Here is a 24101-nt window from a genome sequence, read left to right on the forward strand (position 1 = left end):
GTGGGCGGGTCAGCCGACGGGGTCCCCCGCGGCCGTGGGGGCGAACTGGGTGCGGTACAGCTCGGCGTAGCGGCCCTCGCGGGCCAGCAGGCCGGTGTGGGTGCCCTGTTCGACGATGCGGCCGTCCTCCACGACGAGGATGCGGTCGGCGGTGCGGACGGTGGACAGGCGGTGGGCGATGACCAGGGCGGTCCGTCCGTCGAGGGCTTCGGCGAGGGCTTCCTGGACGGCGGCCTCCGAGGTGTTGTCGAGATGGGCGGTGGCCTCGTCGAGGATGACGACGCGGGGGCGGGCCAGCAGCAGCCGGGCGATGGTCATGCGCTGGCGCTCGCCACCGGAGAGCCGGTAGCCGCGTTCGCCGACGACGGTGTCGAGGCCGTCGGGCAGGGAGGCGACGAGGCCGTCGAGACGGGCGCGGCGCAGCGCGTCCCAGAGTTCCTCCTCGGTGGCGCCGGGGCGGGCGAGGAGGAGATTGGCGCGGACCGACTCGTGGAAGAGGTGGCCGTCCTGGGTGACCATGCCGAGCGCGTCGCGCAGGGTGTCCGCGTCGAGGTCGCGGACGTCCTGTCCGCCGATCCGCACGGTGCCCGTGTCGGTGTCGTAGAGGCGGGGCAGCAGGGCGGCGATGGTGGACTTGCCGGCACCCGAGGAGCCGACCAGGGCGACTGTCTGGCCGGGCTCGGCGCGGAAGCTGACGCCGTGCAGGACCTCGGCGCCCTCGCGGCCGTCGAGGGCGGCGACCTCCTCCAGGGAGGCGAGGGAGACCTTGTCGGCGGCCGGGTAGGCGAAGGCGACGTCCTCGAAGGCGAGGGAGAGGGGGCCTTCGGGCAGCGCGCGGGGATGCTCCGGTTCGGCGATGAGCGGCTTCAGGTCGAGGACCTCGAAGACCCGCTCGAAGCTGACCAGGGCGGTCGTCACCTCCAGGCGGGCCCCGGCGAGGGCGGTCAGCGGTGCGTACAGACGGGTCAGCAGCAGCGCGAGGGAGACGACGGCGCCCGGTTCGAGGGCGCCGCTCAGGGCGAGTCGGCCGCCGAGGCCGTAGACGAGGGCGAGGGCCAGGGCGGAGACCAGGGTCAGGGCGGTGATGAAGGTGTACTCGGCCATCGCGGTGCGCACGCCGATGTCGCGGACGCGGCGGGCCCGGGCGGCGAACTCGGCGGACTCGTCGGCGGGCCGGCCGAAGAGCTTGACGAGGGTGGCGCCGGGGGCGGAGAACCGCTCGGTCATCCGGGTGCCCATGGCGGAGTTGTGCTCGGCGGCCTCGCGGCGCAGGGCGGCCATGCGGCGGCCGGTGCGGCGGGCCGGGAGGACGAAGACGGGGAGCAGCACCAGGGCGAGCAGGGTGACCTGCCAGGAGAGGCCGACCATGACGACGAAGGCGAGGACCAGCGTGACGACGTTGGAGACGATGCCGGAGAGCGTGTCGCTGAAGGCGCGCTGGGCACCGATGACGTCGTTGTTGAGGCGGCTGACCAGGGCCCCGGTGCGGGTCCGGGTGAAGAAGGCGACCGGCATCCGCTGGACGTGGTCGAAGACGGCGGTGCGCAGGTCGAGGATGAGCCCTTCGCCGAGGCGGGAGCTGAGGCCCCGGGCGGCCATGCCGAGTGCGGCCTCGGCGACCGCGATGGCGGCGATGAGCAGGGCGAGCCGCGTGACGAGGGAGGGGTCGGAGCGGGAGACGAGGGCGTTGACGACCTGCCCGGCGAGGACCGGCGTGGCGACGGCCAGCAGTGCGGTGGCGACGCTGAGCACCACGAACCAGCCGATGCGGGCGCGGTGCGGACGGGCGAAGGCGGCGATGCGGCGCGCGGTGGCGCGGGCGAGGGGGCGGCGGTCCTGTTCGGCGTGGAGGACGCTGTAGAGCTGCGTCCAGGCCGTGGTCTCCATGCTCATGCCGGCGAAGGTAGGACCTCGACTTAAGTTGAGGTCAAGGGTGAACGGCCGGAGGGGTTTCCTCCCCGGCCGGGCCCGGGTTGCCCTTCACCCCAGCAGGAGGAGCTGGACCCCGCCGACGACCGTGGCCGCGAGCACCAGCCGCTCGAAGAGCACCTGGTCGATCCGGTGGGCGAGGGCGCGCCCCAGCAGGGCCCCGGGGACGACGAAGAGCACCAGCACGGCGTCGAGCAGCAGGGAGGGCCCGTCGATGAGCCCGAGGCCGACGCTGAAGGGCACCTTGGAGGTGTTGACGATGAGGAAGAACCAGGCGGACGTCCCCAGAAAGCCCAGCTTCCGGAAGCCCGCGGAGAGCAGGTACAGCGACATCACCGGGCCGCCCGCGTTGGCGACCATGGTGGTGAAGCCGCCGAGGACGCCGTAGCCACGCGCCTTCAGGCGCGCCCCGCGCCCCGCCCCGGGAGCCTGGCCCGTCGCGTCCGGCTCCGGGGCGCCCGCCGCTTCGAGGACGTTCGCGGCCGGGGCCGACAGGGCGCGGGCGGCCTTCCTGCGGCGCCAGTACGTCATGGCGGACATCGCCAGCAGGATCGCGCCGATCGTGGTGCGGACCGCCCCGTCGTCGGCGGCGGCGAGGAAGGCCGTGCCCGCCAGCACCCCGGCGGCGACCGCCGGGAAGAGCCGCCAGAGCGTGGGCCAGTGAGCATGGCGCCGGTAGACGAGGACCGCGCAGACGTCGCCGACGATGAGCAGGGGCAGCAGGGCGCCGGTCGACTCCTTGGCGGGCAGGACGGCGGCGAAGACGGCGAGGCTGATGGTGTTGGCGCCACTGACGGAGGTCTTGGAGAACCCGACGAGCAGAGCGGCCGCGGCGAGCAGGGCGAACGCCCCGGGAGTGATCGTGTCCATGTGGCGGCCGATCCTATCCCAGACTGTCAGGTACACGTCCGTCAGCCCGGGGCCGTGCCGGCCCGCCGTGCGGTCGGCTCAGTGCGCGATGACGGCCGAGTCGTCGGCGGACGCCTCTCCCCGGTCGAGTCCCGAGATCTCGTCCAGTTCGGCCCCGGTCAGCTCGAAGCCGAAGACGTCCAGGTTCTCCCGCATCCGCTCGGAGTGGCCGGACTTCGGCACCGGCACGACGCCCTGCTGGACGTGCCAGCGCAGCACGATCTGGGCCGGGGTGCGCCCGTGCCGCTCGGCGGCCCGCCGGACGGGCTCCTCGGCGAAGACCGTCCCGTCCCGGCCGAGGGGACTCCACGCCTCGGTGACGATGCCGAGCTTCTCGTGGTGGGCGCGGGCGGCGTCGCGCGTGTGGTAAGGGCTCAGCTGGATCTGGTTGACGTCGGGCACCACGCCGGTGGTCTCGATGATCCGGTCCAGGTGGCGGGGCTTGAAGTTGGAGACGCCGACCGCCTTCAGCGTCCCCTCGCCCATCAGGTCGGCCAGGGTCCGGAAGGTCTCCACGTAGGCGTCCTGGGCGGGGTCGGGCCAGTGGATGAGGTACAGGTCGAGATGGTCGGTGCCGAGGCGGGCGCAGCTCTCCTCGACGGCGCGGCGGGTCCCGGTGCCCTGCTGCTCCTTGGTGAGCTTGCTGGTGACGAAGAGTTCGTCGCGGGCGACGCCGCCGCCGCGCAGGCCCCGGCCGACACCGATCTCGTTGCCGTAGAGCGCGGCGGTGTCGATGAGGCGGTAGCCGTTCTCGATGGCGGTGGCGACGGCGTGCTCGGCTTCGGTGTCGTCGAGCGGGTAGGTGCCGAAGCCGAGGCGGGGCATCTCGGCGCCGTGGCGCAGCCGGACGGTCGGGGCGAGGGGCGGGATCGGTCCGTTCATGGCGGTCGGGACTCCTCGGGTCGGGGTCGGGCGGGCCGTGGCGGCGGGCGCGGGGCAGGTTTGCCCGCCGCCTTCCATGATCCTTAGGGTGCGGGTCATGTGCGACACGATCCTGATCAGCCGGTGAGCGGCGAACCCTCGGACATATCCGGCTTCCGGGAGGCGCCGCCCGGCCCGCGGACCGGGCGCGCGGGACCCGGCGCACCCCGCCGGTCAGAGGGCGCACGGTGACCGGGGTACTGGAGGGCTTCGCGGCCATCGGGGTCCTGATCGCCACCGGCTACCTGGCCGGGCGCACCCGCGTCCTCGGGGAGCAGGGCGGCCCCGTGCTGACCCGGCTCGCCTTCCACGTCGCCTCCCCCGCGCTGCTCTTCACCACCCTCGCCGAGGCCGACCTCGGCGCGCTGGCCTCCCCGGGCCTGCTGGTCACCGCCGCCTCGACGCTGCTGGTGGCGGGCGTCTACATCGCGGTGGGCGCGCTACGCCATTGGGGTACCGGGCCGACGGCGATCGGCGCCCTGTGCGCGGGGTACGTCAACGCCGGGAACCTCGGCATCCCCCTCGCCCACCACGTGCTCGGCGACGCCACCCTGATCGCGCCGGTCCTCCTCTTCCAGCTGCTGGTCGTCTCGCCGCTGGCGCTCACCGTCATCGACCTGTCCCGGCCGGGGGCCCGCGCCTCGCCGCTGGCGGTGGTCGCGGCGCCGCTGCGCAATCCGGTGGTGCTGGGCTCACTCGCGGGGGTGGCGGTGGCCGCCACCGGGGTGCGGGTACCCGCACCCGTGCTCGACCCGGTGGAGCTGTTGGGGGCGATGGCGGTCCCGGCGGTCCTGCTGGCCTTCGGGATCTCGCTGCGGGGAGCCACCCCGCCGGCCCGGGGGCCGGAGCGGGGGCAGGTACTGCTCGCGGTCGGGCTGAAGTCGGCCGGTCAGCCGGTGGTGGCGTGGGCGGTGGGCGCGGGCGTCTTCGGGCTGGCCGGCCCGGCGCTGCTGACCGTGGTGGTCACCAGCGCCCTGCCGGCCGCGCAGAACCTCTTCACCTACGCCTCCCGCTTCGACACGGGCGTCCGCCTCGCCCGGGAGGCCGTACTGCTCTCCACGGTGCTGGCGGTGCCTGCGCTGGTGGCGACCGCCGTGCTGCTGGGCTGACCGGCGGGACCGCCGGCGCCGCCGCGGGCCCCGGCCGACCGCCGTCAGGAGGCGCGGTCGCCCTCGGGCAGCGGGGCGGCGAGCGCCTCGGCCACCGTCTCGTGCACCGGAAGGGCGTTCTGGAGCCCGATCAGCCCGAAGAGCCGCTCGACGAACGGGGAGAGCGCGGCGAACCGCAGCCGTGGCCCGATGGCGCCGTACGCCTGGAGGAAGACGTTCACGGTGCTGGAGTCGGCGAAGCCGACGCCGGAGAGGTCCACCACGACCGGGCCCGGGACGCCGGCGGCGGCGTCGCCGAGGGCGGGGCCGAGGGGGGTGATGTTCTCCAGGTCGAGATCGCCGCCGAGCAGGACGACGACGCCGCCGCCTTCGGGGCGCCGCTGGATCTGCAGGGAGCGGTCAGCGGGGCGGGGGGACGGCTGGGCTGAGGACACGACAACCTCTCTGGTCGACCGGCGGAAGGCCGGTGGTCGTGGACGGCACGCCCCGGGGCCGTACGCACCGCGGCCACGGACCGCGGCGCGAGGCCACACGATATGAGCGGGCGTCAGGCGTTGACAACATGCGACTTCCCCCGTTCCTTCACAGTCCCCCCGAACAACCCCCCACGACCTGGCCGGCCCCGCGAGGGCCCGGTCGGGTCAGCCGGCGGCCTGGGGAGCCAGGGTGAAGGCGGCGGTGACGCGCTTGCCGACCGGGACCCGCTCGGCGGTGAGGCGGTCGGCGACGGCCCGGACGATCTCCAGCCCGTGGCCGCCGAGGCGCGTCGGGTCCGGCTCGTACCAGCGGGGCAGGGCCGAACTGCTGTCGTAGACGCTGACCGACAGGTGGCCGTCGGTGCCCTCCAGCTCCAGGAGGTACGGGCCGTGGCTGTGCCGCTCGGCGTTGGTGACCAGCTCGCTGACGACCAGCAGCAGGTCGTCGGCGAGGCGGGGGCGCGGGACGGCCAGCCACTCGGCCTGGAGCTGCTGGAGGAAGCGGCTCGCGACCAGGCGGGCTCGCGCGATACAGCCCGGTTCGCCGTCGAACTCCACTGCCTGCCGCAACGGTTCGACGGAGTCCGCGGCGGTGAAGGGAAAGCCCGTGTCCATGGTGACCTGTTCGTTCATCTGCTCCTGCCCGTGCACCCGGTGAGAAGCTCTGGGGGGTTCTCCTCGAACCCCCTTGTGCCCCGCGATTCCCCGGGTATGTCTCCTTCCGCCGTGAAAGGTGTCACCCGGCGGGAGGAGGGGTCAGGAGCGGCCCGGGAGCCGGACCACCGTGACGAAGAAGTCATCGATCTGCTTGACCGCCGCGATGAACTGGTCCAGGTCGACGGGCTTGGTCACGTAGGCGTTGGCGTGCAGCTTGTAGCTGCGCAGGATGTCCTCCTCGGCAGAGGAGGTGGTGAGCACCACGACCGGGATGAGGGCGAGTTCCGCGTCCGCCTTGATCTGCGCGAGGACCTGCCGGCCGTCGTACTTGGGGAGGTTGAGGTCGAGCAGGATCAGGTCGGGGCGGGGGGCGTCGGGGTGGGCGCCGCGCCGGTAGAGGAAGTCGAGGGCCTCCTCACCGTCCCGGACGACGTGGAGGGTGTTGCGGATCTTGTTGTCCTCGAACGCCTCGCGGGTCATCAGCTCGTCGCCGGGGTCGTCCTCGACGAGCAGGACCTCGATGGGCTGGGCGGGGGTGGTCACTGGCCGTCTCCCGGGAGGCTGGTGGTGGCGGGGGTGAGCAGGTCGGAGCGCGAGTCGGTGGCGGCGGCGGGCAGGGTGAAGTGGACGCGGGTGCCCCGGACCTCGCCGGCGTGGCCGTCCTCGCCGGTGCCGGTGACCGGCTCCAGCCAGATCCGGCCGCCGTGGAACTCGACGATCTTGCGGCAGAGGGCCAGGCCGATGCCGGTGCCGCCGTAGGCGTCCTTGGCGTGCAGCCGCTGGAAGATCACGAAGACCTTCTCGGAGAACTCCGGGGCGACCCCGATGCCGTTGTCGGTGACCGACAGGTGCCAGGTCTCGTCGTCCTCGCGGACGCAGTCGACGACGATCCGGCTCGGCACGTCGGGGCGGCGGAACTTCAGGGCGTTGCCGAGGAGGTTCTGCCAGAGCATGGCGAGGGTGGTGGGGTCGCCGCTGACCTCCGGCAGGGGGGCGTCGCGGACGACGGCGGCACCGCTCTCCTCGACGGCCAGCTCCAGGTTGCCCAGAGCCCGGTCGAGCGCGGCGTCGAGCGAGGTCTGCTGCCAGGCGTCGCCGACCCGGCCGACGCGGGAGAAGGTGAGCAGGTCGTTGATGAGGACCTGCATCCGCTTGGCTCCGTCGACCGCGAAGTCGATGTACTGGCGGCCCCGGTCGTCGAGTTCGGCGCTGTACCGCTTCTCCAGCAGCTGGCAGAAAGAGGCGACCTTGCGCAGCGGCTCCTGGAGGTCGTGCGAGGCGACGTAGGCGAACTGCTCCAGCTCGGCGTTGGAACGGCGCAGTTCGTCGGCCTGGCCGGAGAGCTGCGCCTCGCGGTCCCGGGCGGCGACCAGTTCCTCGACCAGGCGACGGCGCATCGCCTCGACGGCGGCGCCGACGGCCCGGAGGTCGGAGGGGCCGCCCACCTCGATGCGGCGCTCGAAGTCGCCCCCGCGGACGCGTTCGGAGGCGACCAGCAGGCTGTCCAGGGGGCGGCCGACCATGCGGTGCAGGAGCAGCGCGAGGACGACCACGGCGAGGACGAAGGCGGCCAGGACCGCGACGAGCACGATGTCGCGGACCGAACGGGACTCGTTCAGTTCGGCCCGGGTGGCGGAGCGGGCCTCCTCCAGGTGGCTCTGCTGGGCGTCGAAGAGGTCCCGGATGTAGTCGAACTGGAGCTTGCTCTCGGTGACGTCGACGGCGGTGGCGGCCTGCGGGCCGTCCTCGCGGACGGCGGCGATCAGCGGCTCGGCCTGCTCGCGGCGCCAGTCGGCGGCCGCCTTCTCGATGCGGTCCACGTCCTCGGCGAAGCGGGCGTCACCGCCGACGTACCGCTCGATGCGGGCGATCTGCTCACGCTCGCCGTCGCGGCCCTCCTCGTAGGGGGTGAGGAAGGAGGTGTCACCGGTGAGGGCGTACCCGCGGACCCCGGTCTCCTGGTCCAGCAGCGACTTCTGGAGCTGGAAGGCGATGGAGCGGGCGGGCTGGATGCGGTCGACCAGTTCGTTGGTCCGGTCGTTGGTACGGGAGAGCAGCACGCCGACGACCGCGGTGCAGCCGAGGACGACGACCACCATCGACACCAGGACCAGCCGGACCCAGCCCTGGACGGAGAGGCGCTCCTGGAGGGTCCTGCGGGCGGGGCTCACGCCTTCCCCCATCCGAGGTGGAGTACGGCGACGTCGTCGGCGAGGCCGCCGAAGGGCGCGGCCCCCTCGGCGGCGCCGTCGACGAGGGCGTCCACGAAGGCGGTGGGCTCCAGGGCGGCGTTGCGCAGGGCCAGTTCCAGCAGCCCCTCCTCGCCGAGGCGGGTGTCGGGGCCGGTGCGCCCCTCGAAGAGGCCGTCGGTGAAGAGGACGACGTGGCCGCCGTCCGGCAGTTCCACCTGCCCCTGCGGCCACTCCCCCCGGCCGGGCAGCAGCCCGAGGGCCATGCCGCCGGGTGTCTCCACCTGGCGCACGGTGGCGCCGGAGCGGATCAGCATGCCGGGGTGCCCCGCGCGGACCACCCGCACCGAGCGGCGGTCGGGCGGGAAGACGAGAAGGGTGACGGTGGCGAAGACGTGCGGGTCGGAGCGCTCGGCGACGAGGATCTCCTCCAGCAGCCGGACCTTCTCCAACTGCCCGGTGCCGCACAGCACCGCCGTGCGCCAGGCGACGCGCAGGCAGACGCCGAGCGCCGCCTCGGCCGCGCCGTGGCCGGAGACGTCGCCGATGACCGCGTGGACGGCGCCGTCGGCGGTCTGCACGACGTCGTAGAAGTCGCCGCTGAGCAGGCCGTGGGCGCGACCGGGCTCGTAGCGCGCGGCCGCGCCGAAGTCCTCGCCGTGCAGCAGCGGGACGGGCAGCAGGCCGCGTTCGAGGCGGGCGTTCTCCTGGGCTATCCGCTCGTTGGCGCGCAGGGCCGCGGCGGCGCGTTCGACCTGCTTGCGCTGGAGGGCGTAGCGGACGGCGCGGCTGAGGGTCTCGGGGTCGAGGTGGCCCTTGCCGAGGTAGTCCTGGGCACCGGTGGCGACGGCGGCGAGCCCCGCCTCGGACTCGGCGAGCCCGGTCAGCACGACGATGGCGGCGTCGGGGGCGGAGTGGACGATGCGGGTCACCGAGTCGAGGCCGTGCACGTCCGGGAGGTGCAGGTCGAGCAGGACGCACACCAGGCGGTCGCAGTCTGCCAGGTAGTTCTGGGCCTCGGCGAGGGTGCGGACGCTGACGAGTTCGGCGTCGAGGTCGCTGTCGGCGAGCGTCTCCTCCAGCAGGAGCGCGTCGCCGGGGTCGTCCTCGACGAGAAGCAGTACGGCGTCGACGGCCCTGAGGGAGCCGTCGACCGGTCCGGTGCCGTTCAGTGGGTCCATCGTTCCTGCCGTCCTCGAAGGAGGCGGCATCACCTGCGGGAGCAGCACGGCTGCGCTCCACCCCCTCACTCACCTGTGACACGCGCGTGCGGCGCCACCGGCGGGAAGCATATGCGACAGGGGCGCGGGCGTACGCCCCCCGTGCGGAGCCCGGGCGGGCACATCCGGCCACGGCAGGGGGCGGGCCCGGCGCACTGTGTCCGGACTCACTCGGCCAAACCGGGACGAGGGGCCCGCCGGCGGTCACGGGGGGCATCGCGATCACCGCGGCCGGGCGCGCGCGGGGCCTCGGGGGCGGGCGGCCGGGCACGGCGGGCGTACGGCAGACTCGGTCGGGTGCGCAACATCTATGTCATCGGCATGGGATCGGGAGATCCGGATCAGCTGACCCTTCAGGCGGTGAAGGCGATGCGGCGGGTGGACGTGTTCTTCCTGCTCGACAAGGGCGAGGAGAAGGCGGACCTGCTGCGGCTGCGCCACGAGATCCTGGCGGAGCACGCCGGGGACCGCCCGTACCGGTTGGTGGAGGCCCGGGACCCGGACCGCGACCGGGACCGGAGCGCGGGCACCGCCGCGTACACCGAGGCGGTCGAGGACTGGCGCAGCCGCCGTGCCGACGTCTACGAGCGGATGATCACCGACGAGCTGCCCGAGGACGGCACGGGCGCCTTCCTGGTCTGGGGCGACCCGGCGCTCTACGACTCCACCCTCGGCATCCTGGAGGAGATCCTGGAGCGCGGCCGGGTGAGCTTCGGCCACGAGGTGATCCCCGGCATCAGCAGCGTCTCGGCGCTCCTGGCACGGCACCGCACGGGGCTCAACCGGGTGGCCCGTCCGGTGCAGTTCACCACCGGCCGGCGGCTGGCGCAGGGGTGGCCGGAGGGGGTGGACGACCTGGTGGTGATGCTCGACGCCCAGCAGGCGTACCGCCACCACCTGGCCGAGGACCCGGTCATCCACTGGGGCGCCTACGTGGGCACGCCCGACGAGATCCTGGTCTCAGGCCGCCTGAGCGAGGTCGCCGACCGCATCACGGAACTGCGTGCGGAGGCGCGCGAGCGCAAGGGCTGGATCATGGACACCTACCTCCTGCGGCGCGGCTGATCCCCGCTGCCCGCACCGCGCCCCGGCCGTCCGGCCCCGCCCGCGCCCCACGGGCCGGGCCGGACGGCCGTTCCGCCCTCCGGGAGCCGTCGACCCGATACCCCCGGGGGCATCTGTTACGGTGAAAACGGATACCCCGGGGGGTAATAGTTCCGCGAAGCAGGGAGTGAGCAGCATGTTCTTCGTCGAAACGATCGCGATACCCGGTCTCGGCAACCGCCACTACCTGGCGGGCGGCGCCACCACCGCCGTCGCGGTGGACCCCCCGCGCGACATCGACCAGATCATCGCCGCCGCCGCACGGCGAGGCGTGCGCATCGCCCTGGTGGTCGAGACCCACGTGCACAACGACTACGTCACCGGCGGGCTGGAGCTGGCCCGGGTCACCGGCGCCGAGTACCTCGTCCCGGCCGCCGCCCGGGTCTCCTTCCCCCGCACCCCCGTCCACGACGGCGACACCGCCACCGTTGACCAGGACCTCACCCTGCAGGCCGTGGCCACCCCCGGCCACACCCCGCACCACACGGCGTACGTCCTGAGCGAGGCGGGCACGCCCGTGGCCGCGTTCACCGGCGGCTCCCTGCTGATCGGCACCGTCGGCCGCCCCGACCTCGTGGAACCCCGGCTCACCGAGGAGCTGGCCCGCGCCCAGCACGCCTCCGCGCACCGCCTCGCCGACACGCTGCCGGACGCGACGGCCGTCCTGCCGACCCACGGCTTCGGCAGCTTCTGCTCCTCGGCGCAGGCCGGCGGCGAGCGGAGCACCGTAGGCCGGGAGCGGACGGCCAACGAGGCGCTGGTCAAGGACGCCGACTCCTTCGTGGCGGAACTGCTGGCCGCCCTCGACGACGTCCCGGCCTACTACGCCCACATGGGTCCCGTGAACAGTGCCGGCCCCGCCCCCGTCGACCTCACCCCGCCCGCCACCGCCGACCCGGCCACGCTTGCCGAGCGCCTCGCCGCCGGCGAGTGGGTGGTGGACCTGCGCCACCGGGTCGCCTTCGCCGAGGGGCACGTGCCCGGCACCTACAACTTCGAGGCCGACGGGCAGCTCGCCACCTACCTGGCCTGGCTCATCCCCTGGGGCAAGCCCGTCACCCTGCTCGCCGAGAGCCCCGCCCAGCTCGCCGAGGCCCAGCGCGAACTGGTCCGGGTCGGCATCGACCGCCCCGCCGCCGCGGCGACCGGCGGCCCGGCCGACTGGCTGCTGCCGGGCACCGCCCCCGCCTCCTTCCGGCGCGCCGCCTTCGCCGCGCTGGCCGAGGAGCGGCCGGCCGCCGTTCTTGACGTGCGCCGCGACAGCGAGCGGGCCGGCCGCCGGATCGAGGGCTCCCTGCACATCCCGCTCCACACGCTGGCCCGGCGTCTGGACGAACTGCCCGAGGGGCCGGTCTGGGTGCACTGCGCCGGCGGAATGCGCGCCGCGATCGCCGCCTCCCTGCTGGACGCGGCGGGCCACGAGGTCGTCGCCGTGGACGACTCCCTCGACAACGCCGAGGCCGCCGGGCTCACCGTCGCCTGAGCCCGGCCCCGCACCACCGCACCACCGCACGAACGGAGCTGCCCCCGCCATGTCCCACCCCGGCCGTCCCCCGCTCCCGTCCACCCCCTCCGGGGGTGCGGCATGAGCGCCGTGATCCTCGCCCTGCTGGCCGGAGCGGTGGTCGGCCTCGCCCTCGGCGGCATGGGCGGCGGCGGCAGCGTCCTGGCCGTGCCGGCCCTGGTCTACCTGCTCGGCTTCTCCCCCGTGGAGGCGACCACGGCGAGCCTGGTCATCGTCGCGATCACCACCGCCACCTCGCTGTACGCCCACGGCCGCGACGGCAACGTCCGCTGGCGGCCCGGGCTGCTCTTCGCCACCGCCGGACTCCTCCCGGCCGTCGGCGGCGGCCTGCTCGCCGCCCGGCTGCCCGAGGCCCTGCTCACCGCCGCCTTCTCCGTGCTGGCCGCCGTCGCCGCCGCCGGCATGCTGCGGGCCCGCCACGACGCCCCCGCCGCCGGCGCCCCGAGCGCCGCGCGCGCGGCCGGGGCCGGAGCAGGGCTGGGCGCGGTGACCGGGCTGCTCGGGGTGGGCGGCGGATTCCTCGGGGTACCCGCTCTGGTGCGCGTGGTCGGGCTGCCGATGCGGGCGGCGGTCGGCACCAGCCTGCTCGTCATCACCCTGACCTCCACCGCCTCCCTCGCGGCCCGGGGCGGAACGCTCTCGGGGCTGGACTGGACGGTGGTCGGACCCTTCACCGCCGCCGCCGTCCTCGGCGCCTGGGACGGGCGGCGCCTGGCCTCCCGGATCTCCGGACGCGCCCTGCAGCGCGTCTTCGGAACGGCGCTGCTCGCCGTGGCCGCGCTGATGCTGGTGGACGCCTTCGTCCTGCGCTGACCCCGGCGCACGGAACCGAAGGGGCGGAACGTCCCCACCTCCACCCGCGCCGTCCACGGCCCGGGGCGGGTGGATGCGAGCGAGGGCCGACGAGGCGGCGACGGCAGGCGCGCTCCCCGGCGGCCCGTACGCCGCCTTCACCGGGCGCGCCCGACGGCGCCCCCCTCTCCCCCGCCGGGGCCCGGTGGCCCACCCCGCCGTCCTCGCCGCCCTTGGCGGTCCGGCGTGCGGGCCGGGCCACGCCTGACCGGCACGTCGCGGCGGGAACACCGTGCGGATCCCGGAAGATCGCCCCATGGGATTCCTCGACGCCCTCTTCGGCCGCCGCAAGCAGATCCAGCCCAACCTGGACGACTGGTTCGCCCTGCCCTCGGCCGCTCTGGAACTCCAGGCGGCCACCGGCTACACCCCCACCGGCCGGGGGGCCGTCTGCTTCACCGGGGTCGAGGGCGGCGAGTTCGCGCGGCTGAAGCAGGAGATCAGGGAGTTGCTGGACACCGACACCGCCCAGGGCGGACAGCCGGTCCAGTACAGCCAGGACCGGTACGGCTACACCTGGCTCCAGGTCGAGCAGCCCCCGGGCGACCTTGCGGCCCTCGTCAACGACCTGCACACGATCAACAGCATGCTCCAGGACCACGGCTGGGGCCCGCAGCTCCTCTGCTCCCTCGTCGGCTTCACCGGCCCGGCCGACAGCGAGGAGGCGGGCCGGCCGCTGGGCCTCGTCTACCTCTACAAGCGCGGCACCTTCTACCCGTTCGCGCCTCGCGCCGCCGACCGCCGCGACAACGCGCTGGAGCTGCGCGTCCAGGGGGCGCTGGAGCACGAGCTGCCGCTGGAGACGGATCTCGGCCGCTGGTACCCGCTGTGGAACAGTCCGGCGCTCAGCGGCCCGTGACGGCGGGGGTGGGGCTGGGCTCGCGTCCGGGATCGTCGCCGTCGGTGTACGAGGTGGTGGAGCCGGAGGCGCCGACCGCCAGCCCGGCGAGGAGGAAGACCACCAGCAGCACGGTGGCCGGTGTCCCCAGGACCAGCGGCCGGGTGGCAGACCCCGAGGCGCCGAGGTTCTCGGTGACCCGGCCGACCTCCTCGGCCTCCTCGGCGTCGGTGCCCAGGGCGCCCGGGCGGTCCCCGAAGAAGCCCTTCGGGTAGGCGGGGGTCAGCATCATCGCGTAGGCGCCGGTGCGCACGCGGAAGCGCAGAACGGCGGCGGACGCCTCGAAGAGGGGCTGCGGGACACGGCCTCCGACCAGCACGATCAGCCACCAGATGGGACCCAGCGTCCACCAGCCCGTAAGGGCCAGCGCCTGCACGATCACCGCCGGGACCATCAGGATCAGGCGGAAGAGGACGGCGAGGCGGTTGAGCCGGTCGCCGCCGACCTCGACACGTACCGGATGGCCGGGGGCGTGCAGAGCGAACGGCGGGTACCGGTCGACCAGGAGCATCGCCGCAGCGTCCACCCGGGTCGCCCAGCCGAGGCAGCCGGACAGGAAGCGGTACAGCGGGCCGGGGACGCGGGCGGTCGCGAGGGCGGCGAACCAGGTGGCGATCGTCGCGAACCACGCGGCGATGTGCAGGAAGAACAGCACGGCGAAGTGCGGGAGGAGCAGCAGGAGCCGGAAGAAGACGGTGAGGCGGCGCTGCGGACCCGGTGCGGGGATGTCGAGCTGCGGCAGGCGCTCCGGTGGTGCGGAAGGCCGCACCGGCTCCGCCCGCGGACCTTCGGTCATGGCGCCTCGCTCCCGGCCTGATCGGCGTAGGTCATCAGGATTCCGGCGCGGGAGGGGGTGGGCAAGCGGGGGCGGCTCAGGCGGGTGAGGGGGTGGCGGGCACGGCCGCCGATCCGGCCGAATCTTGGTATGGACATGCCCAATTGCCGCTTCTAAGCTCCTGCCGAGCCTGATGGAGAGCGCTCTCACCACCTCCGTCCCCACCCCACTTCGCTGGACCGACGAAAGGTTCCCCTCGTGAGACGCACCACCGCAGCACGCATCGGCCTGTCCTCCCTGCTGCTCGCCGGCAGCTGGGCCGCGTTCGGCCTGACCCCCGCGGCGAGCGCCGCACCGGAACCCGCGCCCGCCGCCTCCAGCGCGGTGCTGGCGGGGATGGAGCGCGACCTCGGCCTCACCCCGGCCGAGGCGAAGGCGCGCCTGGCCGCCGAGAAGGAGGCGGCCGCGGTCGAGAAGAAGGCCGAGCGCGCGGCCGGCGCCGCGTACGGCGGCTCCTGGTTCGACGCCGGGACCAGCGCCCTGGTGGTGGCGGTCAGCGACCGCGCCGCCGCGGGGGCCGTGACGGAGGCGGGCGCCTCGGTCCAGCTGGTCGAGCACAGCGCGAAGACCCTGGACGCCGCGAAGGAGCGGATCGACGCCCTGGACGCGCCGCGGGGTGTGGCCGGCTGGCGGGTGGACCCGCAGGCCAACAGCGTCGTGGTCAGCGTGGTCGAGGGCCAGGCGGACGGGCGGGCGGTGCGCGGCTTCGTGGAGCGGGCGCAGGCGGCCGGCCCCGTCGAGGTCGAGACGGTGGCGGCGGCGCCGCAGACCTTCGCGGCGGGCACCGTCGGCGGGGACCCGTACTACACGGGCAACGTCCGGTGCTCGATCGGCTTCTCGGTGCACGGCGGCTTCGTCACCGCCGGCCACTGCGGCCCCACCGGCCAGGGTGTCAGCGGCTGGGACCGCAGCGCGATCGGTTCCTTCCAGGGCTCTTCGTTCCCCGGTAACGACTACGCGTACGTGAGCGTCGGCAACGGCTGGTGGACCGTGCCGGTCGTGCTCGGCTGGGGCACCGTCTCCGACCAGCTGGTGCGCGGCTCGGCGGAGGCGCCGGTCGGCGCCTCCATCTGCCGCTCCGGCTCCACCACGCACTGGCACTGCGGCACGGTGCTGGCCAAGAACGAGACCGTGAACTACAGCGAGGGCGCGGTCCACGAGATGACGAAGACCAGCGTCTGCGCCGAGGGCGGCGACTCGGGCGGCTCCTTCATCAGCGGCGACCAGGCCCAGGGCGTCACCTCCGGCGGCTGGGGCAACTGCTCCAGCGGCGGGGAGACCTGGTACCAGCCGGTCAACGAGATCCTGAACCGGTACGGGCTGACCCTGCACACGGCCTGACCCTCCGCACGACGACGTGGCCCCCGTGCCCGGCTCCCCGCCGCGCGTGGGGCCGCGCACGTTCCCCTGTGGGCCGGTTCAGCACGTTTCGCGCCGGTGAGGAGAGAATGGGGGGAAAGAGTTGTCAGCCGGTGAGAGGTGCTCCGATGGCTGGTCGGCGGGGATCACGGTTCGCGGGTGACCGGGGGCTCACCGCGCGCATGGTCATGACGATGTTCTTCATCGGGCTGCTGTACGTGGTCCTGGTGGGGGTGCTGCTGGCGGTGGCGCGCGGCTCCTGGCCGCTGATCGTGCTCCTGGTCGGCGGGCTCTTCGTGGCCCAGTTCTGGTTCAGCGACTCCATCGCGGCCTACGGGATGGGGGCACGGCAGGTCACCCGGGAGCAGGCGCCGGAGCTGCACGGGGCGGTGGACCGGATCTGCGCCCTGGCCGACATGGAGAAGCCGAAGGTGGCCATCGCCGACAGCGACGTGCCGAACGCCTTCGCCACCGGCCGCAGCGAGAAGACGTCCATGGTCTGCGTCACCACGGGGCTGCTGCGGCGGCTGGAGCCGGAGGAGCTGGACGGCGTCCTGGCGCACGAGATGTCGCACGTCGCCCACAAGGACGTGGCGGTGATGACGATCGCCTCGTTCCTCGGCGTACTGGCCGGGGTGATCACCCGGGTGGCCCTCTGGGGCGGCCTGGCCCGAGGCGGACGCGGGGGCAACAACCAGGCGGGCCTGCTCGTCATGCTGATCCCGTTGGTCAGCGCCGTGGTCTACGCGGTCGGGTTCCTGCTGACGCGGCTGCTGTCGCGGTACCGGGAGCTGTCCGCCGACCGGGGCGCGGCGCTGCTGACCGGTCGGCCCGCGGCGCTGGCCTCGGCGCTGACGAAGATCACCGGGCAGATGGGCCGCATCCCGACCCGGGACCTGCGCGAGGCCGAGCCGTACAACGCGTTCTACTTCGTGCCGGCCTTCTCCTCGGGGACGAGCATGGCCCGGCTCTTCTCCTCCCACCCGACGCTGGAGCAGCGGCTGGAGCAGCTGCGGAAGATCGGGCGGGAGCTGGGGAGGCCCTGACGTCCGGGCAAGCCGTCGGGGGCGACGGCGCGGGGAAGGCCGAGCCCGTTCCCGGCGGCGTGGACGGACCGGGCGCCGTACTCGCGGGCCAGGCCCGGGTGGACTGGCGAGGGGGACCAGGTGTTGCCCATGCCGAGGACGTCGCCACCCGGGGCGGCACACCGTGATCACGCTCTCCGCCCCGGCCCCGACGCGTCACCCGGGGCGCGCCGACATTCGGCTCAACCACCTCCTGCACCACGCCACCGCCAGGCCACCGGCACCCGCCGAACGGCTGCCTCGATGAATCGGCGGGGCCCGCACGGTCCATACCTGAGAGGGGGCCGCCGCGGCCCCGCCTCCCGCGCCGGCGGCCGGGAGGAGCCGAACGCACGGGAGCGCGCCATGCAGAAGATCACCACCACCCTCTGGTTCGACGGGCAGGCCGAGGAGGCAGCGGCCTTCTACACCTCCCTCTTCGAGGACTCCCGCGTCCTGGGCGTCGAGCGGTACACCGACGCGGGCCCCGGCGAGCCGGGCTCCGTCGTCACCGTCGCCTTCCAGCTGGCGGGCCAGGAGTTCGTCGCCATCAACGGCGGACCGGAGTTCACCTTCACCGAGGCGATCTCGCTCTCGGTGGACTGCGAGACGCAGGAGGAGGTGGACCGCTACTGGGAGGCGCTGACCGCCGACGGCGGCGAGGCGGTCCAGTGCGGCTGGCTCAAGGACAAGTACGGGCTGTCCTGGCAGATCGTGCCCCGGGCGCTGGCCGAGCTGCTCGCCTCCGCCGACCGCGAGGCCGCGGCCCGCGCCACCCGGGCCATGCTGGGCATGAAGAAGCTCGACATCCAGGCGCTGCGGGACGCCGCCGCGGGCGTCTGAGCGGCATACCGCCCAGCCGGCCGCACCGCACGGTCAGGCGCGGCCGGCCGGGTCGGTCAGTCCCTGCCGGCCCAGCAGTTCGCCGAGGCCCTGCCGGGTGGCGACCAGGACCACCCGGTCCTGGGCCCGCAGGACGTACCCGGGGTGGATGTCCCAGACCAGGGTGGGCGGGCGCCGCTCCCCCGGCACCGCGCCGAGGTGGTCGCGGCGCTCGTCGGGCCGGGCGGCGTCGAGGGCGACGACGCGCCAGGAGCCGGGGCGGAACGCCTGCTCGACGGTGCGATCCTCGAACTCGGGGTGGCCTGCGACGTCGAGCGCGGCGAAGACCAGGACGCGCCGCTCGACGGGGACGGCGCCGAGGATCTGGCGGCCCATCATGGCGACCGCGAAGGCCGGTGCCGAGAGGGTGGAGACGCTGCGGCTGCGGGTGCGGGCCTGAGGGTGGGCGGCGCGCAGGGTGCGGTAGACGGCGGTCGCGAAGGCGTCGTCGAAGAGCCGCATCACCACCCGCAGGTCCTGCTTGACACCCCGGGCGTAGAGGACGGCCTCCAGGTTGGTCGAGTCGATGCTGGTGAGGGCGAGCAGCGCGCGGGCCCGGTGGATCTTGGCCGCCTCCAGGACGCCTTCCTCGGTGACGTCGCCGATGACGGTCGGCACCCGCAGCCGCCGGGCCAGCGCGATGCCGCGGGCCTCGGGGTCCTCCTCCACGCAGACCACCGGCACCTCCATCTCGTGCAGGCGGCTCAGCACCCGGCTGCCGACCTTGCCGAGCCCCAGCAGGACCACGTGGCCGCTCAGTCCGCGCGGCGGGCGGCGCAGGTGGGTGGCGGTGCGGAAGGTGCCGAGCGCCTCCAGGACGGCGGCGAGCAGGAACGGCAGGAGCAGCATGCCGACGACGGACGCGAGGAGCTGGAGGATCTTCCGGGTGAGGACCTCGCCCTCCTCGACGGCCGGCTCGTTGATCGCCAGCAGGTCCAGCAGCGTCATGTGCATGGCGTGCAGCGGGCGTTCGTCGGTGGTGACGATCGCGACCACCGCCAGGCAGCAGACGGCCGCCACCAGCCCCGCCACCGACCAGCGCAGCTGCCGGGAGAAGAGCGAGCCGAGCGGGGCACCGCGGCCGCGCAGGCGGCGGCGCGGGAGCTGCGGCACGCTGGTGCCGACGCGTTCCAGGACGACGGTGGCCCGGCTCCGGGAGCCGGCCACGTCGGTGTCGTCGGGGAGCAGGGTGGGGGTGTCGCCGTCGCTGTCGGAGCCCTCGGAGCCGGCCGGGTCGCTGACGGTGGCCGAGAGCAGGGCGAGGGTGACCGGGGGCGGGTCGCCCGGGCGGCGCGGGAGGGAGGGGTCGCGTTCGGCGGCACGCAGCAGGATGCCGTCGGCCTCGACGACCTTGCTCGACCCGGCGACGGCGGCCGCGGCGAGGGCAGGGGCGGCGGTGTCGGCGTCGGACATGACGGTGACACCGGCGTCGACGTCCTCCAGTCCGGCCAGGTGGGCGGCCTGTTCGAGGAGTTCTTCGAGGTGCTGGCCGAGTTTGCGGTTGTAGAGGCGGATCACCAGCCGCAGCCGGGGGTTGAGGCGGCGGGCGCGCAGGGCGGCGTGGATGTTGGTCTCGTCGTCGTCGTAGACGAGGGCCAGCGCCTCGGCGGTGTGGACGCGGGCCACGGCGAACGCCTCGTCGTCGGGGGCCGGGGCGTCCACCACGCGGACCTGGCCGGGCCGTCGGGCGCCCTGCGGGGCGGGCGGCGTGGTGGGGGCGCTCCCCGGTTCCGCGCCACCACCGTTGCGGCTCATCACGGAGGAGACGCGGCCGAGCAGCAGCGAGGCGCGGCCCGGTGGGCGGGTGGCGCCGGGCAGGCCGGGGCTGCGGCTCTCGGAGCCGGCCGGGGTCAGCAGGACCGCGTGGACCCGGTAGACGTCGGCGAGTTCGGCGGCGAGCCGCTGGGCGAGCGCGTCGTCCCCGCAGACCACCATGTGCGGGGCGGCGGGCGGGGGCTGGCTCGGCAGAAGGGACGACGGGGTCGAGGTGAAGGACACGTGGCCAGGGTGCCCCATCGGGGGCGCGCGGGGGTGGTCTCCGAGTGCCTGGGGTGCGTGAGGGGTGTGTGGGGAACAGGGCGCGCCGGTCCGCGCGAACCCGGACGCCCGCCCCCGGACGGGGAGCGGGCGCCTGCCTGGGACGGGTGCGGCGGCCGGTGACCGCCTGACGCGGGTCAGTGGCCGCGGGCGATCCACTCGTCGAGGTGGGGGGCCTCCTCGCCGACGGTGGTGGTGTCCCCGTGGCCGGTGCGGACCACGGTGGCCTCCGGGAGGGTGAGCAGGCGGTCCCGGATCGAGGCGACGATGGTGGGGAAGTCGCTGAAGGAGCGCCCGGTGGCGCCGGGGCCGCCCTGGAAGAGCGTGTCGCCGCTGAAGACGGTGTGCAGCTCGGGGGCGTAGAGGCTGACGGCTCCCGGGCTGTGGCCGGGAGTGTGCAGCACCGTCAGGGTGGTTCCGGCGACGGTGATCTGCTGGCCGTCGGCGAGGTCGGCGTCGGGGCGGCGGGCCGGGTGGGTGGCGTCCCACAGGCCGAGGTCGTCCGGGTGGAGGAGGATCGGCGCGCCGTAGCGGTCGGCGAGGGCGGGGGCGGCGTCGATGTGGTCGTCGTGGGCGTGGGTGGAGACGATGGCCACGAGCTTCCGCTCGCCGACGGCGGCCGCGATGGCGTCCGCGTCGTGGGCGGCGTCCACCACGATCACCTCGGTGTCGTCGCCGACGATCCAGACGTTGTTGTCGACGTCCCAGGTGCCGCCGTCCAGCGAGAAGGTGCCGCTGGTGACGAGGTGTTCGATGCGGGCGGCCATCAGAGGACCACCACCGAGCGCAGCACGTCGCCGCGGTGCATCCGGGCGAACGCCTCCTCGACGTCGTCCAGGCCGACGGTCTCGGTGACGAACGCGTCGAGGTCCAGCCGCCCCTGGAGGTAGAGGTCGATCAGCATCGGGAAGTCCCGGGAGGGCAGGCAGTCGCCGTACCAGGAGGACTTGAGGGCGCCGCCGCGGCCGAAGACGTCGAGGAGGGGAAGCTCGATGTTCATCTCGGGGGTGGGGACGCCGACCAGGACGACGGTGCCGGCCAGGTCGCGGGCGTAGAACGCCTGGCGGTAGGTCTCGGGGCGGCCGACGGCCTCGATGACCACGTCGGCGCCGAAGCCGTCGGTGAGTTCGCGGATGGCCTCGACGGGGTCGCTCTCGCGGGAGTTGACGGTGTGGGTGGCACCGACGGAACGGGCCTTCTCCAGCTTGCGGTCGTCGATGTCGACGGCGATGATCCGGCGGGCCCCGGCGAGGCGGGCGCCCGCGACAGCCGCGTCGCCGACGCCGCCGCAGCCGATGACGGCGACCGAGTCGCCGCGGCCGACGCCGCCGGTGTTGATGGCGGCACCGATGCCGGCCATCACCCCGCAGCCGAGCAGCCCGGCGGCGGCCGGGGAGGCGGCCGGGTCGACCTTGGTGCACTGCCCGGCGGCGACCAGGGTCTTGTCGGCGAAGGCGCCGATACCGAGGGCCGGGGTCAGCTCGGTGCCGTCCAGGAGGGTCATCTTCTGCTTCGCGTTGTGCGTGTCGAAGCAGTACTGCGGGCGCCCGCGCCTGCAGGCCCGGCACTGGCCGCAGACGGCGCGCCAGTTGAGGATCACGTAGTCGCCGGGGGCGACCTCGGTGACGCCCTCGCCGACCGACTCCACGACGCCCGCCGCCTCGTGGCCGAGGAGGAAGGGGAAGTCGTCGTTGATGCCGCCCTCGCGGTAGTGCAGGTCGGTGTGGCAGACGCCGCACGCCTGGATGTCGACGACCGCCTCGCCGGGCCCGGGGTCGGGCACCACGATCGTCGTCAGTTCCACGGGCTCGCCCTTGGCGCGGGCGATGACGCCCCGCACGTGCTGTGCCATCTCTGGTGCCTCTCCTCTTCGTCGTGCGGCGCGGTGGCGCCGTCCGGTGGCCCCGGCGCGGCGGGTTCCCGTCCACCGTGCGCCGGTCGCAGGGACAAGGATCACAGATCGCCGGCCCGCGGCCGGTGCGCGGGGCCGCCGCGCAGGTGGGGGCGGGTGCGCGCGGGCCTTGTGACCCTCCCCCGGTTCACTCGTTTGACGGAGTGCTCGTCAGCAGCAGTCCTCCTGTGCCCCGCGAAAGGCTCTCCGTCCCATGGCGCCCCTCCCCCACCGTCCCGACGCCGTACCCCCCGCCCGGATCGGGCTCGACCGGGCCGAGGCGGTGGTGGTCGAGCAGTACGCGCGGCTGGTGCGCCTGGCCCATCTGGTACTGCCTCCCGCGCTGGGCCGGCACCGGCGGGTGCTGCTGGCCCACGGCGTGGTGCAGCGGGCGCTGCCCGGCCTGACCACCGGCCGGGGCCAGGTCCCGGTCCCCCGGGGCAGCACGGACCCGGTCGGCTACGCCTGGGTGCGCGGCCGGGTCCTGTCGGCCGCCCTCTCCTTCGGGCGTCGCCCCCCGCTCTGGCCGCGCCGCCTGCCGCCGCCGCGCGCGCTGCGGCCGGGGCTGCCCGCCGCGTGGGGGCTGCGGTTCTTCCCCCGGGCCGGCGGTACGGAGGAACTGGCGCTGGAGCGGGCGCTGGCGGGGGTCTCGGCACCGGCCAGGGCCGCCTTCGCGCTGGGTGCTCTGGAGGGGCTGGGCGCCGAGGACGTGGCCGCGCTGCTGACCGCGGCCGGGGTCGCGGACGTGGGAGCCGCGCTGGCGGAGGCGGCCGGGGTGCGGAAGCGGACCGGCCCGGCGGCCGACGCGCTGCCGGCGTCCGAGGGGTTCGACCCGTGCCAGGTGCAGATCGGGCCGACCGATCTGCTGAGCCGCCGCCGCAGGACCCGGCTGGTGGGCGTGGGCCTCGTCGCGGTGGCCGCCTCGTGCGCGCTGGCGGTGGCCGGACCGGCGCCGGTGCCCGGACCGGGCGCGAGCGAGGCGGACGGCAAGGGCGGGGTGGCCCCGGTCGCCGAGGCGCGGGGCGCGACCCCCGCGCTCAACCCGGGGTTGCTGCGGCGCGCCGACGCCGCCGTGTGGGCGGACACCGCGCGGGTGGACTTCACGGCGTGGCCGCCGCGCGGCGGCCGTACCGAGGACACCGAACTGCTGGGCCGGGCGCTGCGTGCCTGGAGTTCCCCGGAGGCGGCCGGGGTGGAGCTGACGCGGTCGCGCACCACGCCCGCGGTGCCCCCGGCGGGCCCGCCCCAACTGCTCTACGCCGGGGACGTGGCGGGGGCGGCGGTGGTCCTCCTCCACGACGGCACCCGCGCGGCCCGTTACGCCGAACCGCTGAATGGTTCCTCCCCGCCGTCGCTGGAGGTGGCCAGGACCGACGGGGCGGACGTGACGACGGCGGCGGCGCTGGTGCTCAGCCGTACGGAGCGCGGGGTGCGGTTCCTGCTGGCCCCCTGGGTGAGCGGGGCGGAGACCCGGGACCTGCTGCGTCCCGGTGCCGCCGGGCAGAAGCTGCGGGTCGCCGAGGACGGCGTGACGGAGGCGGTGGCGGGGCCGCCGGTCGCGGGGGCGGCCTGCGAGCGGTGGCCGGTGGTACGGCTGCGCTCCTCGCCCCGGGTCGTGGAGGACCACGCCTTCCTCGTGACCGACCTGGGCGAGCTGACGGCGGCCCGCCTCTCCCACACACCGCTGCCCGGTCCGGGGGCCTCCCGTGCGCCCGGCGAGACGACCGGCGAGGCCGCGGCGGCGGCGTGGGCCCGGGTCGGGTGCCGCCTGGCCGGGCTGGAGCGGAGCGGGGTGCGGTCGGTGAACACCTGGGACTTCGCCGAGCAGCCCCTGCCGGAGGACTCCGGGCGGGCGGTGTGGGGCTGCACCCGGGTCAGCACCTGGCGCGGACCGGGGCAGGTCATGGTCCACCTGCGGCTCCCGGCCCGGCGTGCGGCGACGCCGGTGCGGCTGGTCGGCGAGAGCGGGCCCACCGCCGCGTGCGGCCGGTTCGGGCGGCACCTGGTGGCGAGCACCGCGTGGCGGGCGCCGTCGGGCCGCTGGTACGCGCTGGCGGCGGGCAGCCGCGAGGTACGGGCGTTGACGGTCTCCGGGCACGACCGGGAAGGCGGCCGGACGGTGGCCGTACGGACGGACGGCGAGCCCGATCCCCGGGTGACCGGGCACCTGGCCGACGGGGACGAGCTGGTGGAGCTGGACTACCGCTGAACCGGCGCCGGCCGGGGGCCGCGGACGCGGACCGC

General features: G+C 74.7%; 21 protein-coding genes. 9 read left to right on the forward strand and 12 right to left on the reverse strand.

What is annotated here, in order from left to right:
- Nucleotides 1-9: 9 nt before the first annotated feature.
- From ACSLIC_RS01210 to ACSLIC_RS01220, 3 genes are all read right to left on the reverse strand, one after another.
- Entirely contained in the window at nucleotides 10-1893 is a 1884-nt protein-coding gene (locus tag ACSLIC_RS01210) for an ABC transporter ATP-binding protein (RefSeq protein ID WP_436735804.1), read from the reverse strand.
- 87 nt (nucleotides 1894-1980) lie between these two features.
- The gene (locus tag ACSLIC_RS01215; protein WP_436735805.1) at nucleotides 1981-2799 is read right to left on the reverse strand and encodes a sulfite exporter TauE/SafE family protein; all 819 of its coding nucleotides are present in this window, start codon (nucleotides 2797-2799) and stop codon (nucleotides 1981-1983) included.
- A 78-nt stretch (nucleotides 2800-2877) separates the two neighbouring features.
- Nucleotides 2878-3720 carry an aldo/keto reductase gene (locus ACSLIC_RS01220; protein ID WP_436735806.1) on the reverse strand — a complete coding sequence of 281 codons (843 nt, stop codon included), beginning with the start codon at nucleotides 3718-3720 and terminating at the stop codon, nucleotides 2878-2880.
- Between the two features lie 227 nt (nucleotides 3721-3947).
- Here ACSLIC_RS01220 and ACSLIC_RS01225 point away from each other — a divergent pair, with 227 nt between their 5' ends.
- A complete protein-coding gene (locus tag ACSLIC_RS01225; protein WP_436735807.1) occupies nucleotides 3948-4868 on the forward strand; it encodes an AEC family transporter in 921 nt (306 codons plus the stop codon).
- Between the two features lie 44 nt (nucleotides 4869-4912).
- Here ACSLIC_RS01225 and ACSLIC_RS01230 read toward each other — a convergent pair whose 3' ends face one another.
- The 5 genes from ACSLIC_RS01230 to ACSLIC_RS01250 all read right to left on the reverse strand — a co-directional run bounded on the left by ACSLIC_RS01230 (nucleotide 4913) and on the right by ACSLIC_RS01250 (nucleotide 9371).
- Entirely contained in the window at nucleotides 4913-5302 is a 390-nt protein-coding gene (locus ACSLIC_RS01230) for an STAS domain-containing protein (RefSeq protein WP_436735808.1), read from the reverse strand.
- Between the two features lie 207 nt (nucleotides 5303-5509).
- A complete protein-coding gene (locus ACSLIC_RS01235) occupies nucleotides 5510-5977 on the reverse strand; it encodes an ATP-binding protein (RefSeq protein WP_436735809.1) in 468 nt (155 codons plus the stop codon).
- Nucleotides 5978-6100: 123 nt separating this feature from the next.
- Nucleotides 6101-6544: a response regulator gene (locus ACSLIC_RS01240; RefSeq protein WP_436735810.1), complete on the reverse strand. Its 444-nt coding sequence runs from the start codon at nucleotides 6542-6544 to the stop codon at nucleotides 6101-6103.
- Entirely contained in the window at nucleotides 6541-8172 is a 1632-nt protein-coding gene (locus ACSLIC_RS01245) for a sensor histidine kinase (RefSeq protein ID WP_436735811.1), read from the reverse strand. Before ACSLIC_RS01245 ends, ACSLIC_RS01240 begins: the two co-directional genes overlap by 4 nt.
- Nucleotides 8169-9371, reverse strand: coding sequence for a PP2C family protein-serine/threonine phosphatase (locus tag ACSLIC_RS01250; protein ID WP_436735812.1), 1203 nt, complete (start codon nucleotides 9369-9371; stop codon nucleotides 8169-8171). The genes ACSLIC_RS01245 and ACSLIC_RS01250 overlap by 4 nt, the downstream gene beginning before the upstream one ends.
- Nucleotides 9372-9707: 336 nt before the next feature.
- Between ACSLIC_RS01250 and cobF the strand changes: the two genes are divergently transcribed.
- From cobF to pspAB, 4 genes are all read left to right on the forward strand, one after another.
- Nucleotides 9708-10475 carry a precorrin-6A synthase (deacetylating) gene (gene cobF / locus ACSLIC_RS01255; RefSeq protein ID WP_436735813.1) on the forward strand — a complete coding sequence of 256 codons (768 nt, stop codon included), beginning with the start codon at nucleotides 9708-9710 and terminating at the stop codon, nucleotides 10473-10475.
- Nucleotides 10476-10650: 175 nt separating this feature from the next.
- Entirely contained in the window at nucleotides 10651-11997 is a 1347-nt protein-coding gene (locus ACSLIC_RS01260; protein WP_436735814.1) for an MBL fold metallo-hydrolase, read from the forward strand.
- 102 nt (nucleotides 11998-12099) lie between these two features.
- Nucleotides 12100-12852 carry a sulfite exporter TauE/SafE family protein gene (locus tag ACSLIC_RS01265; RefSeq protein WP_436735815.1) on the forward strand — a complete coding sequence of 251 codons (753 nt, stop codon included), beginning with the start codon at nucleotides 12100-12102 and terminating at the stop codon, nucleotides 12850-12852.
- A gap of 295 nt (nucleotides 12853-13147) precedes the next feature.
- A complete protein-coding gene (gene pspAB, locus ACSLIC_RS01270; protein ID WP_436735816.1) occupies nucleotides 13148-13750 on the forward strand; it encodes a PspA-associated protein PspAB in 603 nt (200 codons plus the stop codon).
- Here the strand turns inward: pspAB and ACSLIC_RS01275 are convergent.
- Nucleotides 13737-14585: a DUF4389 domain-containing protein gene (locus tag ACSLIC_RS01275; RefSeq protein ID WP_436735817.1), complete on the reverse strand. Its 849-nt coding sequence runs from the start codon at nucleotides 14583-14585 to the stop codon at nucleotides 13737-13739. The two genes, pspAB and ACSLIC_RS01275, sit on opposite strands and share 14 nt — an antisense overlap.
- A gap of 237 nt (nucleotides 14586-14822) precedes the next feature.
- Between ACSLIC_RS01275 and ACSLIC_RS01280 the strand changes: the two genes are divergently transcribed.
- The 3 genes from ACSLIC_RS01280 to ACSLIC_RS01290 all read left to right on the forward strand — a co-directional run bounded on the left by ACSLIC_RS01280 (nucleotide 14823) and on the right by ACSLIC_RS01290 (nucleotide 17890).
- A complete protein-coding gene (locus tag ACSLIC_RS01280) occupies nucleotides 14823-15965 on the forward strand; it encodes a S1 family peptidase (RefSeq protein WP_436735818.1) in 1143 nt (380 codons plus the stop codon).
- Nucleotides 15966-16111: 146 nt separating this feature from the next.
- Nucleotides 16112-17029 (forward strand): zinc metalloprotease HtpX, encoded by a 918-nt coding sequence (gene htpX / locus ACSLIC_RS01285; RefSeq protein ID WP_436735819.1) that lies wholly within the window; start codon nucleotides 16112-16114, stop codon nucleotides 17027-17029.
- 384 nt (nucleotides 17030-17413) lie between these two features.
- A complete protein-coding gene (locus tag ACSLIC_RS01290; protein WP_436735820.1) occupies nucleotides 17414-17890 on the forward strand; it encodes a VOC family protein in 477 nt (158 codons plus the stop codon).
- Between the two features lie 33 nt (nucleotides 17891-17923).
- Here ACSLIC_RS01290 and ACSLIC_RS01295 read toward each other — a convergent pair whose 3' ends face one another.
- The 3 genes from ACSLIC_RS01295 to ACSLIC_RS01305 all read right to left on the reverse strand — a co-directional run bounded on the left by ACSLIC_RS01295 (nucleotide 17924) and on the right by ACSLIC_RS01305 (nucleotide 21818).
- Nucleotides 17924-19927 (reverse strand): NAD-binding protein, encoded by a 2004-nt coding sequence (locus ACSLIC_RS01295; protein WP_436735821.1) that lies wholly within the window; start codon nucleotides 19925-19927, stop codon nucleotides 17924-17926.
- 176 nt (nucleotides 19928-20103) lie between these two features.
- A complete protein-coding gene (locus tag ACSLIC_RS01300) occupies nucleotides 20104-20733 on the reverse strand; it encodes an MBL fold metallo-hydrolase (protein ID WP_436735822.1) in 630 nt (209 codons plus the stop codon).
- The gene (locus ACSLIC_RS01305) at nucleotides 20733-21818 is read right to left on the reverse strand and encodes an S-(hydroxymethyl)mycothiol dehydrogenase (RefSeq protein WP_436735823.1); all 1086 of its coding nucleotides are present in this window, start codon (nucleotides 21816-21818) and stop codon (nucleotides 20733-20735) included. Before ACSLIC_RS01305 ends, ACSLIC_RS01300 begins: the two co-directional genes overlap by 1 nt.
- 253 nt (nucleotides 21819-22071) lie before the next feature.
- Between ACSLIC_RS01305 and ACSLIC_RS01310 the strand changes: the two genes are divergently transcribed.
- Entirely contained in the window at nucleotides 22072-24066 is a 1995-nt protein-coding gene (locus tag ACSLIC_RS01310; protein ID WP_436735824.1) for a hypothetical protein, read from the forward strand.
- Nucleotides 24067-24101: the final 35 nt, after the last annotated feature.

Origin of the sequence: Streptomyces sp. BBFR102, from assembly GCF_051397025.1 — a bacterium.
Classification (GTDB): domain Bacteria; phylum Actinomycetota; class Actinomycetes; order Streptomycetales; family Streptomycetaceae; genus Streptomyces.

Bases quoted from the DNA above. Each gene is read 5' to 3' on its own strand.
- ACSLIC_RS01210 (WP_436735804.1), bottom strand. From the start codon at position 1,893: ATGAGCATGGAGACCACGGCCTGGACGCAGCTCTACAGCGTCCTCCAC.
- ACSLIC_RS01215 (WP_436735805.1), bottom strand. From the start codon at position 2,799: ATGGACACGATCACTCCCGGGGCGTTCGCCCTGCTCGCCGCGGCCGCT.
- ACSLIC_RS01220 (WP_436735806.1), bottom strand. From the start codon at position 3,720: ATGAACGGACCGATCCCGCCCCTCGCCCCGACCGTCCGGCTGCGCCAC.
- ACSLIC_RS01235 (WP_436735809.1), bottom strand. From the start codon at position 5,977: ATGAACGAACAGGTCACCATGGACACGGGCTTTCCCTTCACCGCCGCG.
- ACSLIC_RS01250 (WP_436735812.1), bottom strand. From the start codon at position 9,371: ATGGACCCACTGAACGGCACCGGACCGGTCGACGGCTCCCTCAGGGCC.
- ACSLIC_RS01260 (WP_436735814.1), top strand. From the start codon at position 10,651: ATGTTCTTCGTCGAAACGATCGCGATACCCGGTCTCGGCAACCGCCAC.
- ACSLIC_RS01265 (WP_436735815.1), top strand. From the start codon at position 12,100: ATGAGCGCCGTGATCCTCGCCCTGCTGGCCGGAGCGGTGGTCGGCCTC.
- pspAB (WP_436735816.1), top strand. From the start codon at position 13,148: ATGGGATTCCTCGACGCCCTCTTCGGCCGCCGCAAGCAGATCCAGCCC.
- ACSLIC_RS01275 (WP_436735817.1), bottom strand. From the start codon at position 14,585: ATGACCGAAGGTCCGCGGGCGGAGCCGGTGCGGCCTTCCGCACCACCG.
- htpX (WP_436735819.1), top strand. From the start codon at position 16,112: ATGGCTGGTCGGCGGGGATCACGGTTCGCGGGTGACCGGGGGCTCACC.
- ACSLIC_RS01290 (WP_436735820.1), top strand. From the start codon at position 17,414: ATGCAGAAGATCACCACCACCCTCTGGTTCGACGGGCAGGCCGAGGAG.
- ACSLIC_RS01300 (WP_436735822.1), bottom strand. From the start codon at position 20,733: ATGGCCGCCCGCATCGAACACCTCGTCACCAGCGGCACCTTCTCGCTG.
- ACSLIC_RS01305 (WP_436735823.1), bottom strand. From the start codon at position 21,818: ATGGCACAGCACGTGCGGGGCGTCATCGCCCGCGCCAAGGGCGAGCCC.
- ACSLIC_RS01310 (WP_436735824.1), top strand. From the start codon at position 22,072: ATGGCGCCCCTCCCCCACCGTCCCGACGCCGTACCCCCCGCCCGGATC.